General features: G+C 63.2%; 14 protein-coding genes. 12 read left to right on the top strand and 2 right to left on the bottom strand.

Annotated features, from left to right (window positions below):
- The first annotated feature begins 47 nt into the window (after positions 1-47).
- The 4 genes from NKI21_RS18465 (at position 48) to NKI21_RS18450 (ending at position 4,237) form a co-directional block, all read left to right on the top strand.
- Positions 48-1,559, top strand: a complete 1,512-nt coding sequence (locus NKI21_RS18465) for a sugar ABC transporter ATP-binding protein (RefSeq protein ID WP_023809402.1) — start codon at positions 48-50, stop codon at positions 1,557-1,559.
- 10 nt (positions 1,560-1,569) lie between these two features.
- On the top strand, positions 1,570-2,532 hold the full coding sequence (locus NKI21_RS18460; protein ID WP_023809401.1) for an ABC transporter permease: 963 nt from the start codon (positions 1,570-1,572) through the stop codon (positions 2,530-2,532).
- A 3-nt stretch (positions 2,533-2,535) separates the two neighbouring features.
- Complete coding sequence (locus NKI21_RS18455) at positions 2,536-3,489, top strand: ABC transporter permease (RefSeq protein ID WP_023809400.1); 954 nt, start codon at positions 2,536-2,538, stop codon at positions 3,487-3,489.
- Between the two features lie 64 nt (positions 3,490-3,553).
- Positions 3,554-4,237, top strand: a complete 684-nt coding sequence (locus tag NKI21_RS18450; RefSeq protein WP_023809399.1) for an SGNH/GDSL hydrolase family protein — start codon at positions 3,554-3,556, stop codon at positions 4,235-4,237.
- A 147-nt stretch (positions 4,238-4,384) separates the two neighbouring features.
- Here NKI21_RS18450 and NKI21_RS18445 read toward each other — a convergent pair whose 3' ends face one another.
- Positions 4,385-4,756 (bottom strand): hypothetical protein, encoded by a 372-nt coding sequence (locus NKI21_RS18445; RefSeq protein WP_245273087.1) that lies wholly within the window; start codon positions 4,754-4,756, stop codon positions 4,385-4,387.
- 108 nt (positions 4,757-4,864) lie between these two features.
- Positions 4,865-5,968, bottom strand: a complete 1,104-nt coding sequence (locus tag NKI21_RS18440) for a histidinol-phosphate transaminase (protein ID WP_023809397.1) — start codon at positions 5,966-5,968, stop codon at positions 4,865-4,867.
- Positions 5,969-6,098: 130 nt separating this feature from the next.
- Here NKI21_RS18440 and NKI21_RS18435 point away from each other — a divergent pair, with 130 nt between their 5' ends.
- From NKI21_RS18435 to NKI21_RS18400, 8 genes are all read left to right on the top strand, one after another.
- Complete coding sequence (locus tag NKI21_RS18435; protein ID WP_352441997.1) at positions 6,099-6,872, top strand: SDR family NAD(P)-dependent oxidoreductase; 774 nt, start codon at positions 6,099-6,101, stop codon at positions 6,870-6,872.
- Positions 6,873-7,079: 207 nt separating this feature from the next.
- A complete protein-coding gene (hisD, locus tag NKI21_RS18430) occupies positions 7,080-8,402 on the top strand; it encodes a histidinol dehydrogenase (RefSeq protein WP_023809395.1) in 1,323 nt (440 codons plus the stop codon).
- 15 nt (positions 8,403-8,417) lie between these two features.
- Positions 8,418-9,443, top strand: coding sequence for a zinc-dependent alcohol dehydrogenase (locus NKI21_RS18425; protein ID WP_023809394.1), 1,026 nt, complete (start codon positions 8,418-8,420; stop codon positions 9,441-9,443).
- Between the two features lie 32 nt (positions 9,444-9,475).
- Positions 9,476-10,207, top strand: a complete 732-nt coding sequence (gene hutC / locus NKI21_RS18420) for a histidine utilization transcriptional repressor HutC (RefSeq protein ID WP_023809393.1) — start codon at positions 9,476-9,478, stop codon at positions 10,205-10,207.
- 109 nt (positions 10,208-10,316) lie between these two features.
- On the top strand, positions 10,317-11,615 hold the full coding sequence (locus NKI21_RS18415) for a hypothetical protein (protein ID WP_023809392.1): 1,299 nt from the start codon (positions 10,317-10,319) through the stop codon (positions 11,613-11,615).
- 200 nt (positions 11,616-11,815) lie between these two features.
- Positions 11,816-12,823, top strand: coding sequence for an ABC transporter substrate-binding protein (locus NKI21_RS18410; protein WP_031212560.1), 1,008 nt, complete (start codon positions 11,816-11,818; stop codon positions 12,821-12,823).
- 100 nt (positions 12,824-12,923) lie between these two features.
- Positions 12,924-13,691, top strand: coding sequence for an ABC transporter permease (locus NKI21_RS18405; protein WP_031212557.1), 768 nt, complete (start codon positions 12,924-12,926; stop codon positions 13,689-13,691).
- A gap of 10 nt (positions 13,692-13,701) precedes the next feature.
- Positions 13,702-14,484, top strand: coding sequence for an ABC transporter ATP-binding protein (locus NKI21_RS18400; protein ID WP_023809389.1), 783 nt, complete (start codon positions 13,702-13,704; stop codon positions 14,482-14,484).
- Positions 14,485-14,547 lie beyond the last annotated feature (63 nt).

Genomic DNA, 14,547 nt, shown 5'->3' with positions numbered 1-14,547 from the left:
CCCCGCAGGCCGTTCCATGTGTTGAATTTGGTTCGTTCGAGGGTTTCGTGACCAATCTTATCGAGATGTCCCACATTTCGAAGGCATTCGGAGGGAGCAAGGCGCTCCATTCCGTTTCCCTCGATCTCAAGGCGGGCAGCGTCCACGCCCTGATGGGCGAGAACGGCGCCGGCAAATCGACGTTGATGAAGATCCTGGCGGGCGTGCATCAGCCCGATTCCGGCGAGATCTTCATGAACGGGGAGAAGCTCGATCTGAAATCGCCGCGCGCCGCACTCGATGCCGGCATTTCGACCGTTTTCCAGGAGCATTCGCTGCTGCCCAATCTGTCGATCGCCGAAAACATGTTTCTGGGCCGGGAGCCGACGACCCGGTTCGGCTCGATCGATTATCGGGCGATGAAAAGCCAGACCGCCAAGGCGCTTGGCGAACTCGGCCTCACGCTCGACCCGTCGCAACTCGTTTCCAACCTGACCATAGCCGAGCGGCAATTCGTCGAGATCGCGCATTGCATCCAGGCGGACGCCAGCGTGCTTATCCTCGACGAGCCGACGGCTGCTCTCAACGCGGCCGATGTCGATGTGCTCAACCGCAACATCCGCCGGCTGCGCGATAAGGGAAAAGCCATCGTCTACATCTCGCATCGCATGGAGGAGATCTTCGAGCTGTGCGACACGGTGACGGTGCTGAAGGACGGCGCACTGGTCGGCACCAGGATGGTGTCCGAGATCACCACCGACGACCTCATCGCCATGATGGTCGGACGCGAACTCCAGGACCTTTTTCCCGATCGCACGGGCGATAAGGGTGATGAGATCCTGCGAGTCGAGAACCTCAGAATCACCGACACATCGCGGCCGCTGTCGCTGTCTTTGCACAAGGGTGAGATCGTAGCCCTGGCCGGACTGGAGGGGCAGGGCCAGCAGCGCTTCCTGAGATCGCTGATCGGCCGCTATCATCCCTCCGCCGGGACGATTTCCGTCAACGGCAAAGCGCTGAAAATGCCGCTCCCGGCATCATCAGGCGTTCGCCATTTGCAGCAGCTGAGGGTCGGCTTCGTTCCCGAGGACCGCAAGGAGGAGGGGCTCTTCCTCGCTTTGCCGATCGCCCACAACATCGCCATCGGATTGCATTCGAGGCGATTCGAACTCGCGCCGGCGCAGCCGTATCGAAACGTCATCGCCCGCATGATGGAGGTCATGAACATAAAGGCGGCAGGGCCGTCCGCGCCGGTCGGCTCCCTGTCGGGCGGCAACCAGCAAAAGGTTCTCCTCGGCCGCTACCTGGCCGCCGATCTCGATCTTCTGCTGGTCGAGGAGCCGACCCGCGGCGTCGACATCGGCGCCAAGTCCGAGATCTACCACCTGCTGCGCGACTTTACCGCCAAGGGCGGCGCCGTGCTGGTGCTGTCGCGCGAGACGATCGAGTTGATCGGGCTCTGCGATCGCATCTACGTCGTCCACGACGACACCATCGTTGCCGAAATGCCGGCGGCGCAGGCGACGGAACACAAGATCCTCGACGCGGCCCTGACGGGCGGCTCCGCGCGCCAGCACTAGGGGGGCTGCCATGGTTCGCTCGCTGTTCAACATCCTGAGTGGCCGGAACACGCGGCAAGGCCTGTGGGGCCTGCCACTGCTGGTCGCCTTGTTCATTTCGCTGTGGCTGACCGTCGAGACGACACAATTTGCCACGGCCGAAAACCTCTTCAACCTGGTGGCCCAGGCAATGCCGCTGATCATCGCGGCCATCGGACAGTTGGTGGTCGTGCTCATCGGCGGGCTCGATCTGTCGGTCGGCTCCGTCATCAGCTTCACCACGGCGGTGCTGGCGCTCGATCAGCCGGCTGTCGTGCTGATCCCGGCGGTCTTCGTGCTGGCGGCACTCATCGGGCTGATCAACGGCCTGGCGATCACCCGTTTCAACGTCCATCCGATCATCGCGACGCTGTCGACGCAGTACATCGTGCTCGGCATCACGCGCATCCTGCGTCCTGTGTCCGGCGGTACGGTGCCGGAGATCGTCATCGATGCCGTCTCAGGCAGTTTCCTCGGCGTTCCCTATCCGGTTTTCTGGGGCATCGTCGTGATCCTGGCAGCGTGGAAACTGCTCTACGGATCGCGATACGGGCTGCATCTGTTTGCGATTGGCGGCGGCATTGCTTCGGGCGCTGAAAGTGCTGCCCGCAATTTCGGCGTCTCCGACCGTCGCAACATCATCCTCGCCTATGTGGTCTGTTCCTGTTTCGCGGCCGTTGCCGGTGTCTTCCTGGCCGGGCGCATCGTGTCGGGCGATCCGAATGTCGGGCTGCTTTTCGAACTCGACACCGTCACCGCCGTCGCCCTTGGAGGCACCCAGCTCTCCGGCAGCATAGGCAGCCTGCACGGCACGGTGATCGGCGCGCTGGTCATGGCGCTGCTGGCCAATGGCATGAACCTCGCCAACGTCTCCCCCTTTGTCCAGACCGCGATCAAGGGCGGCATCCTGCTGGCGGTGGTCGGGCTGCAATCCCGCAAGAAGATGGGGCTCTAAAAGATGGCTGCCGTTCTCGCAAATCCGATCGCCCGGCGCCTGCTGCGCATACCGCCGTCCTATTTTGTCTTTCTCGTGCTGCTGGCGACGCTGTGGATCGCGCGACCGAACATGCTCAACCTCAACATCATGGGTATCTTCGTCAGGCAGATCGTCCCGCTCGGCATCCTGGTGCTGGGGCAGCTCGTCGTCATGCGGGTGAAGTCGATCGACCTCTCCGGCGGCGGCATCATCCTGCTCATCAACTATTTCATCTCGTCGGGCACTTTCCCCGGCGCGTCGATGCCTTTCTTCGTCGTGCTGGCGCTCGCCACCGGCCTCGTCATCGGCCTGTTCAACGGCTTCATGATAGGGAGCCGGCGGGTGTCGGCTGTCATCGTCACGCTGGCGGTCAGCATCATCCTGGTAGGGCTGGTGCAGTTCCTGTCGAGCGGCAATCCGCCCGGCGATGTGCCGAAGCTGTTCAACGACCTCTACAACACGAAATTCCTGTCGGTTCCGACGCCGGTGCTGTTCTGGGTCCTGCTGACCGCTTCGGTGTGGCTGCTTCTGTCGCGGACCGTCTTTGGCCGCTACGTCGCCTCGGTCGGGGAGAATGCCGAAGCCGCGCATTTTTCCGGCGTGCCGGTCCAGCGCACGGTCATCCTGGCGCATACGCTCGCCGGCCTGATCGCGGCGATCGCGGCCCTGGTGCAGACCGGTTCGATCGCCGTCGGCAGCGTCCGTGTCGGCCTCGACCTGCCGATCCTGGCGGTCGCGGCAACGATCCTCGGCGGCGTCGTCTTCGGTCGTGGCGACGGCGGCGTCTGGGGGCCCTTCTTCGGGGCGCTGTGCTTTGCGCTGCTGTTCGTGGTGATGACGGTGCTCGGCATCGACGAGCCCGGCAAGCTCATCGCGCAGGGCGTCATCATCCTCGGCGCGGCGATCTTCTACGGAGTGCGCGTGCGAAACCCCTGACTTAAGACGGCGAAAAGCAAGTGCGCCGGCGTTCAGACAATTGCAAACAGATGGAGAAACATGGATGTCACCGCCAAAAAACATCATGTGCTACGGCGACTCGCTGACCTGGGGCTGGGTTCCGGTCAAGGAGGGGTCGCCGACCTACCGCTACCCCTATGACCAGCGCTGGACCGGTGTGATGTCGGCGGCGCTGGGGGCGGGCTACCATATCATCGAAGAAGGCCTGAGCGCGCGCACCACCTGTCTCGACGACCCCAACGATCCGCGCCTGAACGGGGCCAATTATCTGCCCTCGGCCATCGCCAGCCATCTGCCGCTGGACCTGGTCATTGTCATGCTCGGCACCAACGACACCAAGTCTTATTTCCGCCGGACGCCTTATGAGATCGCCAATGGAATGGCGAAACTGGTCGGGCAGATCCTGACCAGTGCCGGCGGCATCGGCACGCCTTATCCGGCGCCGAAGGCGCTGGTCATTGCGCCGCCGCCGCTGACCCCGATGCCCGATCCGTGGTTCGAGGGCATGTTCGGCGGCGGGCACGAAAAATCCAGGGATCTGGCCAGGCAGTACAAGGCGATGGCGGATTTCATGAAGATCGACTTCCTCAATGCCGGCGATTACCTCACCACGGACGGTGTCGACGGAATTCATTTCACCGCCGCAAACAACGCCGATCTGGGACGCGCGGTGGCCGGCAAGGTCAAGTCGATCCTCGAGCCGGGCCAGGTCAGCACCGCCGCTTGAAGCCGCCACGCCCGTCGGCTTGCGGCACACAGGCCCACGGCGCAGGTGTATCGCAGGTTCCTCCGGCGATGCACATCGATGCGGGGCCGAACGATGCGTTTGGCCCCGTATTGATATGGCGCCCTGCGCCGGCAGATGTGCGTCGATCTAGGGGCTTGGCCTCGGAGCTACGTCATCGGCGGACGCTTTGGTTTGGCGGTCGAAAACGACCGCCAGACCGTTCTTCACGGCAAGCGAGGCGACCATGTCGTCGAGTTCGCGGTCGGGAATGACGGGTTTGAGGACCTGCCGGATGGCCCGATAGGCCTGCTCGGTCGACACATAGCCGTATCGTTTTTTGCGCGCTTCCACATATTGCTCGATGAGAATGCCCAATCGGCGGGCGGCGATGTCATCTGGTTGCTGCAAGGGAGCCTCCTCAAGCGTCGATCGTTTGCAGACCCCAGAGATGTAAAAACCCACGCCGCGAAAGTTAAGGCCTGCTGTCGGCCTGAAGCTCAAAAAAATCTGCTGCCTCATTCGACGAATTGCGCCGCAGCGTGACATCGTGCCCGAACTGGTACCTCGCTGCCGCAAGGAGCAGGTCAATTTGGCTGGTCCGTTCCGAATCCCGATCAAAGCGTGTATTCACAACAGCTCCGACAGAACGGCCATGAAGTGGTCGTTCTCCGCAGCCGAGCCGATGCTGACGCGCACATAGGTGTCAAAACCCTGCTGCTTCCACGGCTTGACGATGACGCCTTGCCGCAACAGGCTTTCGACGAACACGGAAGCATCTCGCCGGCAGTTGAAGAACAGGAAGTTGCCCCTGGAGGCGGCGACGTCGAGGCCCTTGCTCGCCAGAAAAGTCTCGACGCGTTTTCTCTCCGCCCTGGCCAGCGCGACGACCCTGGCGAGGTGTTCGTCGTCGGCCAGCGCCGCGAGTGCGGCGGCTTGGGCCATGCCGTTGGCGTTGAAAGGCGTGCGGACGCGGTCGAGCAGCGCGCGCAGCTCCGGGTCACCGACGATGCCGAAGCCGATCCGCAATCCGGCCAGACCGAACGCCTTGGAAAAGGTCCGCAGCACGATCCAGGGCCGGTCCAGCTTTTCGAGATAGGGCAGGGACGACGCATAGTCGTCGCCCTCGGCATATTCGGCATAGGCTTCGTCGATGACGATCAGCGTCTCGTCGCTCGTCGCATCCAGAACCCTCGACAGATCGCCGCCGGAGAGCCAGCTGCCGACCGGGTTCATCGGGTTCGAGAACAGCAGCATGCGCGGCCGCTCGCGCGCCGCCTCGACCAGCGCATCGACATTAATGGTCAGATCGTCGTTGACGACAACGCGCTTGACGGTAGCGCCCATCAACGTCGCGTAGTCCTCATGCAGCGGAAACGACGGATAGAGCGTGACGACCGCGTCGCCCGGCCGCAACACGGCACGGCTGATGACGGAGAGAAGGTCTTCGGAACCGTTGCCGAGGATAATCTGGTCCTCGGTGACGGCATATTTGTCGCCGATCGCCTGGCGCAGCTTGCGCCCGGCAGGGTCCGGATAGAGGCGGAACATCTCGGAGCCGGCATGCATCGTCGTGGCGAGGGTCGGGCTGGGCCCGAGCGGGTTTTCGTTCGAGCACAGTTTGGCGATTCTGGCCGGTGCGTATCGCTCCATGACCTCGTCAATTGTCAGCCCGGAATTGTAGGGCGACAGGCGGTTGACTTCGGTACGGACCATATCCGAGGCTTTCGACAAGGGCGGGCTCCTCTGCGGTGGATTTCGTCATCCGTACCGTAGCCCAAACAGTTTGTATATGCTTGTATATGCAACTTGATCTGATAGTCTCGACGCTGAAGCGGAAACCGACACCGATCAGGAGGATCACATGCGCAACGCTTCTCTCTTCGATCTCTCCGGCAGGAAGGCGCTTGTCACCGGTGCAAGCCGGGGCATCGGGCGCAGCATCGCCGAGGCGCTGAGTGCTGCCGGCGCAGACGTCGCGGTCACGGCGCGCAGCCTGGCCTCGCTGGAGGCCACCACGGCAGCCATCCGCGCCGCCGGCGGAGTGGCGCACGCCATCGCTCTCGACGTCACCGATGTCGGCCGCTGCCGGGCAGCAACCGCAGAGGCTGCCAGCCTGCTTGGCGGTCTCGACATTCTCGTCAACAATGCCGGCGTGGAGGAGGTGCGGCCCTCGCTCGATGTCGACGAGGCGCTGTGGGACAGGATCGTCGACACGAATCTCAAGGGAGCGTTCTTCTGCGCCCAGGCCGCCGCGCGGCAGATGCGCGACGCCGGACGCCCTGGTGCCATCATCAATCTGTGCTCGCTGACATCCGAAGTCGGAATCCCCACCGCGGTGCCGTATGGCTCGTCGAAGTCGGGCCTGCTCGGCATGACCCGCGCCCTTGCGGCGGAGTGGGCGGAGCTTGGCATAAGGGTCAACGCCATCGCGCCGGGCTATTTCAGGACGGCGATGACCGACGTTTTTTACAGCGACGAGGCATGGCAGCACTCCATGCTGGCCAAGATCCCGCAGCGGCGTTTCGGTGATCTCCAAGACTTGCACGGCATCGCCGTGTTCCTCGCTTCGGATGCGGCTGCCTACATAACCGGCCAGTCCATTCCGGTCGATGGCGGCTTTCTCGCCTCGATCTGATGAGGCAGGTTTGCCTCCGCAGTTTCGACGGGAAGGATGATGGAAAAATTGCTGGCGACCATCATACATACATGTATATACTTTTGCCTGAGTGAAGCCTCTCGACGGCTTTGATCCTTGCCCCGGTCGGCTTGTCGACCCGCAGAACTATGGCCATCCACGGGCCAACCGTCATTGCGTTCCAAGAGTTCCAGGAGACGAGCAATCATGTCCGACATCAGCTTCCACGATCTGTCATCCATCGATGCCGACCAGCGCGCCAGTCTGCTGAAGCGCGCCGAGGCCGATCTGACGGTCTTCGTTGAGAAGGTCCGGCCGATCATCCAGGCCGTCAAGGACGAAGGCGACGCCGCCTTGATCCGCTTCGCCGGGGAACTCGACAAGGCCAATGTCGCCGAGGGCGAACTGCAGGTGTCGGAAGCCGAGTTCGATGCGGCGTTCGACAAGGTGGAAAGGGACGTCGTCGAGAGCATCCAGTTCGGCATCGACAACATCAGGCGCTTCCATGAGGAGCAGAAGCCGGAGACGATGTGGCTCAAGGAAGTCCGGCCGGGCGCCTATGCCGGGGACAGGTACACGCCCATCGCATCCGTTGCGCTCTACGTGCCGCGCGGCAAGGGCGCTTTCCCGTCGGTGACGATGATGACGTCGGTGCCGGCGGTGATTGCCGGCGTGCCGCAGATTGCCATCGTGACGCCGCCGACATCGGATGGTTCGGTGGACGCGGCAACGCTCGTCGCCGCGCGTCTCGCCGGCGTGGGCACGGTCTACAAATGCGGCGGCGCCCAGGCAGTTGCCGCCGTCGCTTACGGCACCGAGACGGTGAAGCCCGCACTCAAGATCGTCGGTCCCGGCAGCCCGTGGGTGGTGGCGGCCAAGAGCGTGCTGTCATCGGTCATCAACACAGGCCTTCCGGCGGGCCCGTCGGAAGCGATTATCTTTGCCGATGACAGCGTCGACGGCGGGCTTGCCGCGCTCGACCTGTTGATCGAAGCCGAGCACGGGCCAGATTCCTCGGCCTATCTGGTGACGCACAGCCGCAAGATCGCAGAAGCAGCACTCGCCGCACTTCCCGAGCACTGGTCGCGGATGACCGAGCAGCGTGTGGAGTTTTCGCGCGCGGTGCTGACCGGCAAGCGCGGCGGCATCGTGCTGACCGCATCGCTGGAAGACAGCTACCGCTTCATCAACGACTATGCGCCCGAACATCTCGAGATCCTGTCGACGGAGCCGTTCGCCCATCTCGGACGCATCACCGAGGCGGCCGAAATCCTCATGGGACCGCATACGCCGGTGACCCTTGCCAACTTCGTCCTTGGACCCAATGCAGTGCTGCCGACCAGCCGGTGGGCGCGGACCTACGGCCCGCTTTCGGTGACGGATTTCGTCAAGCGCTCGTCGGTCGGCTATGTCACCTCGGCGGCCTATCCGGAACTCGCTCTGCATGCCCGCAGGCTTGCCCGCTATGAGGGCTTCAGTTCGCACGAGAACGCGGTCTCGGAAATCCGCGACCGCTATCTCGCCGGCTGAGCGGAAACGATCGCGATGAGGGCTGCTCGACTTTATCAACCTGGTGACCTGCGTGTCGAGGACATCGCTCCGCCAGGCGCGCCGGATCCGGGCTGGGTGAAGCTGAGGGTCGATGCCGCCGGCATCTGTGGTTCTGATCTGCACAATTTCCGCACGGGGCAATGGATAAGCCGGTCGCCGTCGACGGCCGGCCATGAACTGGCCGGCACGGTGACCGCCATCGGCGCAGGCGTTGATAGCGTCGCCGTCGGTGACAGGGTGGTTGCCGATTCACGGTTCTGGTGCGGAGACTGCGCGCAATGTCATGCCGGCAGGCGGCATCTCTGTGCGTCGCTGGGCTTTGTGGGGGAGATCTGCGACGGTGGGTTTGCCGAACAGGCGGTGCTGCCCGCACGGCTCTTGCATATCATCGATGCCGGGCTCGACGAGCGGGTCGCGGCGATGGCCGAGCCGCTGGCGGTGGCGTTGCATGCGGTGCGGCGGCTGCCGAAAACGGCAGGCGCGGTGCTGGTCGTCGGCTGCGGGCCCATCGGCGGTCTTGCCGCGCTGCTGCTGTCGCGGACCTTCGCCGGCATCGTGCTCGTCGCCGACCGCAACCAGAGCCGCTGCGCCCGGGTGGCGCGGGTGACGGGTGCCACGATGGTCGATCTGAACCGGGATGCCGTTGCCGCCGCAACCGCCAATGCCCCGCTGCTCGCGGCCATTGAGGCGACCGGCAGCGTCGCGGCGCTCAACCAGTTGCTTGGCGTTCTCGATCCCGGCGGCACGATCGCCATGGTGGGCATCTTTCACGGCCGCCTCAACATTGATCCCAATACGCTGGTCGAACGCGAAATCGGGTTGCTGGGATGCCACGCCTTTGCCGATGAGCTGCCCGAGGCCGTGCGGATGCTAGGTGAGCTCAGCGAACCGCTGTTGGCGCTGATCGACCAGGAGATTGGCCTGGATGACATTCCGGCTGCCTATGAGCGGCTGTTGGCGGGACACAGCGACGGCTTGAAAACAATCATCCGCATGCGGCAACCTGTCGAGCGGTCGTGATTTCCGATGAATCGCCGGAAAGGACTTTGGAAATGGTCACTTTGCCTGACACGGCCAGCCCTCTCTACGAGAAGGTGAAGGACTACATCCTGGCCAACATCGGAACGGGCCGGTGGGGCAAGGATCGCAAGCTGCCGTCCGAGAATGAGTTGGTGGCTTCACTCGGCGTGTCGCGGATGACGGTTCACCGGGCGCTCAGAGAGTTGACCTCGGCCGGGTTCCTGATCCGTCTGCAAGGTGTGGGAACTTTCATCGCGCCACCGCGGCCGCAATCGACACTGATCGAGATCAACAACATCGCAGCCGAGATCGTCGAGCGCGGCAACAGGCATCGTTCCGAAGTCCTCGTCCTCGAAACCATCATGCCGACAAAGGAGCTGGCGCTGTCGTTCGAGTTCGCAAAGCGCGTCCCGATCTATCATTCTGTCGTCGTCAATTTCGAGAATGATTTGCCGGTGCAACTGGAAGAGCGCTTCGTCAATCCGAGCCTCATCCCCGACTATGACAAGCAGGATTTTTCGAAGACGGCGACCTATGACTACCTCATGCAGAAAACCCCGGTGACCGAGGTCGAGCATATCATTTCCGCCATCCCGGCGGATGCCGAGACGGCGCGGCATCTGGGCATCGATGTCGGCGCCTGCTGCCTCTTCCTGCACCGCCGGACATGGACAGGCGCGGTGGTGGCGACGATCAGCAAGCTGACTTATGCCGGCAGCCGCTACTCGCTCGGCAGCCGCTATTCACCTTCAAAAAGCAGCTAACGGAAGCAGGTCGAATGCAAGTCGGAGCGGCCCCGCTGCCAATGTATATACATGTATCGATGAAAACGGTTTCGCCCTCGGCGAACGAACTGGCTGGAAGGAGCGACAGATGACGCCGGCACTGAGCCGCACGGCGCGGATCCGGGCACTCGCGCAGCATGATGTTGCCGAAGCACAAAGCGCGCTGGCGGCATTGCTGGGCGACCTGTTCGCGATGACCCCCCGCAATGTGCGCATCAACTTCGACAAGTACAGCCTCAATTCGTTGAACGGCTTCTTCGAGGACGATGGCAAGGCCTACTTCTTCAAGTTCCATCAGGAGGAGCGGGAAGAGGCGATGACGGGCGAGTATTACCGCGCCGAGATTCTGTCGCGCGCCGGCCTGCCGGTCGACCAACCCGTGCATATGTCTGCCCAACCAGGCGAGCAGATCCTTGTCTATCGCCGCCGCACGGATCCAAGATTTTCGGATGTGCTGTTCGCGCTGGATGGGCAGGACGATGCCTGCAAGCGGCAAGAAGCCGTTCTTGCCGAGCGCGACCTGTCGGCCAGGCTGCTCAAGGTCTATCTCGAGACGCTGCATCCCGTCACTGTCGAGGACGTGGCGGCGGAGCCGATCCACAGGCTGTTTCATGAGCGGCTGATCGATGCCGAGACACGCTTGTCACCAGGCGGAAGGCTGGCCGATTTCTATGTCGGCAAGCCGTTCGTCTTTCCCGGTGCCGAGCTGGATTGGGATCGGTTTTCCCGGCTGAAATTCGTCATCAACGACCAGCAGTACACCGACAGCATCGGTGAGCTTTTCGATGCCGCGGCTGTGCGCTTACGGCCCGACCGCCTTGCCGATGCCGGCGGCGTGGTCGCGCATGGCGACGCCCACAACGCCAATGTCTGGTACACGGCGAAGGCGGGGAGGGCGGAGCTGTCCTTCTTCGATCCCGCCTTTGCCGGCTCGCACATCCCGACGCTGCTGGCCGAGGTGAAGGCGACGTTCCACAACATCTTCGCCCACCCGTTCTGGCTCTATGATCCGGCGACCGCGACAGAGGCTTTTCGCGCCCAGGCGCGGCTGGACGGAAATCTGCTCCATGTCGACACGGACTGGGACCTGAGCCTCGTCCGCCGCGACCTGCTGGAGGTCAAGGCGACAGCGCTGTGGCGGCCATTGCTGCTGGAGCTCAAACGGCGCGGCATGCTGCCGGCCGATTGGCGCGCGGTGCTGCGAGCCGGTCTTTTCCTGTCGCCGACGCTGGTTATGAACCTGCGGGCTGGCGCGCGCAGCCACACGCCGGTCTCCTCCCTCATTGCCTTCTCAGTCGCGGTCATGGTCGGCAGCGAACCCGTTGCCGGAGCCGATCGGGTGACAGGTTTCCTCGACCGGATCGATCCGGCCAAGGTGGGAAATTGAGTCTTTCCAACTTGTATATGCATGTATGTATTTTAGCCTTGACATCCGCTCCCGCTGACGCTGAAATATCCTCGCACTTCACCATGAAGTGGCAGGTAAGACGCCGAGGCACAGTGCCGCAAGAGCAGAAACCCGCAGTCTCACCAGACCGGCTACCTCAGCTAGAAAAAGCGGTCTGATCATCAAGGGGAACAAAGATGATGCGTAACCTAACAGGACAGTTTCGCGCGCTCGTGATGGCCGCCGCCATCGGGCTCGCCGCCGCCCCGGCAGCCTACGCGGCCGATGCGGCCATTCCCACCACGCCCGAGGCAGGAGCGTTCAAGATCGGCATCGAGCCCTGGCTCGGCTATGGCCAGTGGCATGTCGCCGAGGCCAAGGGTCTGTTCAAGACAAACGGGCTGAGCGACGTCCAGATCGTCAACTTCGCCGAGGACAAGGACATCAATGCAGCACTTGCAAGCGGCCAGCTCGACGCCGCCAACATCGCCACCCACACGGCGATGGGCATGGTTGCGGCCGGCCTGCCGGTGAAGATCGTGCTGCTGCTCGACGTCTCCATGACCGCCGACGCCATCATCGCCGGCAAGGACGTCACCTCCATCGCGGACCTTAAGGGCAAGCAGGTCGCCTTCGAGGAAGGCACGACGAGCGACATCCTGCTCAAATACGCGCTCGCCAGGAACGGCATGTCGATCGACGATGTGAAGCCGGTCCCGATGCCGGCGTCCGATGCCGGCAGCGCCTTGATCGCCGGTCAGGTGCCGGTCGCGGTGACTTATGAACCGTACCTCACCGTCGCCATGGCGCAGAACAAGGACCTCAAGCTTCTGTTCACCGCCGGCGAGGATCCCGGCCTGATCAGCGACGTGCTGGTGGTGCGTGACGAGGTGATCAAGTCGCGGCCCGGCCAGGTGCTGGCCATGATCAAGAGCTGGGACGCAGCGCTCAAGGACTACAATGCTGATACGCCCGGCGGCCGCGCCATCATCGCCAAGGCTGTCGGTTCGGACGTCAAGGACCTCAACACCGCCTTTGACGGCGTGCGCTACTACTCGCTGGCCGAAAACAAGACGGCGCTCACCGGCGACTTCACCACCAAGACCTTCGCCGATGTCGAAGCCGCCGCCAAGAACGCCAAGCTGCTGCAGGCCGATGTGACGCCGGAGCAGATGATCGACCCGTCCTTCGTCAAGGCGGCGGAATGATCAAGGCCGGATCGCGGTGGTGACACAGATGCCCGGGGAGCGACCGGCGCCAGGACCGATCGCGAAACAGGCGAGGCGCCGCCGATCCTCCGGGATCGGCGTGCCCATCGCCAGGTCGCGCTTTCTGATCATCGCGGTGGCCGTGTTCGTTGGGCTGGGCCTTGCCTGGTGGGCGGCGACCGGACTGGGGTTGGTAAAGCCGATCTTCCTGCCTTCGCCGGGCAGCGTCGCGACGCAGATCGCCAAGCTCGCTGCCGACGGCACGTTGTGGCTGGACCTCAAAGCCTCGATGTATCGCATCTCCATCGGCTTCCTCATCGCCTCGGTACTGTCGATACCGATCGGCGTTCTGATTGGCAGTTTCCGTTCTTGGGAAGCGGCCATCGAGCCGCTGGTTGATTTCATCCGCTACATGCCGGTCGTCGCTTTCGTGCCGCTCTCCATTCTTTGGGCCGGCACCGGAGATTCGCAGAAGTTCCTGATCATCTTCATCGGCACCTTCTTCCAGCAGGTCCTTATGATCATGGACAACGTCAAACGGGTTCCCACCGATTTCATCGGCCTTGGGCGCACACTCGGCCTGCCGGATCGCAAGATCCTGACGCGCATCGTCGTCCCCAGCGCCTTGCCGGGTATCTGGGATACGCTGCGCATCAGCCTGGGCTGGGCATGGACCTGGCTGGTGCTGGCCGAACTTGTCGCCGCGACTTCGGGGCTCGGCTATCGCATCACCGTGTCGCAGCGCTATTTCCAGACCAACACGATCATCGGCTACATCCTGCTGCTTGGCCTGCTTGGCCTCATCACCGACCAGGTGATGAAGGCGCTGGAGAAGGTGCTGTTCAAGCAAGAGGGCCGCTCGCAATGAGGTCCAGCCGATGAGTTTCCCCAAATTGCGGATCGCCGGCCTCCGCAAGAGCTTCGGCACGGGCGAACGGCGCACGGAAGTGCTGCGCGATATCAACCTCGATCTTGCCGACAACGAGTTTGTGTCCCTGGTCGGTACGTCGGGCTGCGGCAAGAGCACGCTGCTGTCGATCGTTGCCGGACTGCAGGACTTCGACGCGGGCGATCTCAGCATCGACGGCGCGCCGATCCTGCAGCCGGGTCTCGACCGTGGCGTCGTCTTCCAGTCCTACACGCTGCTTCCCTGGCTGACGGCGCGGCAGAACATCGAGTTTGCCCTCAAGGCCGCCGGCTACGATCGCCCGACCTGCCGCAGGATCGCGCTGGAGCATCTCGAACTCGTCAAGCTGTCCGACAGCGCCGACCGCTACCCGGCCGAACTCTCGGGCGGCATGAAACAGCGCGTCGCCATTGCGCGCGCGCTTTCCTACCGGCCCAAGATGCTGTTGATGGACGAGCCCTTCGGCGCGCTCGATGCCTTGACCCGGCACCAGATGCAGGAACTGCTCACCCAGATCTGGGAGGAACACAGGTTGACCGTCCTGTTTGTCACCCATGATGTGGAGGAGGCCGTCTATCTGTCGGACCGCATCGTCGTCATGGGCATCGGCCCGGGCCGCATCACCCAGACCTTCAACGTCGATATCGAGCGCCCGCGCCGCGAAGAGGTGATGGAAAGCCCTGCATTCATGGATCTGCAGCGCGGCGTGCACAAGGCCATCCGCGAGGGTTCAAAACGCCCCGAAATGGCGTAGGCGCTTGTGGTAGGCCCAATCATGCCGGACGAGGCTAGCACCCGGCGATACGCAAACGACGGC

The sequence above is a fragment of the Mesorhizobium sp. M0715 genome, assembly GCF_040320355.1.
In the GTDB taxonomy this organism is placed as follows: Bacteria; Pseudomonadota; Alphaproteobacteria; order Rhizobiales; family Rhizobiaceae; genus Mesorhizobium.
The sequence above is the reverse complement of the archived record's forward strand: the minus strand, read 5'-3'. Positions and strand labels throughout refer to the sequence as shown.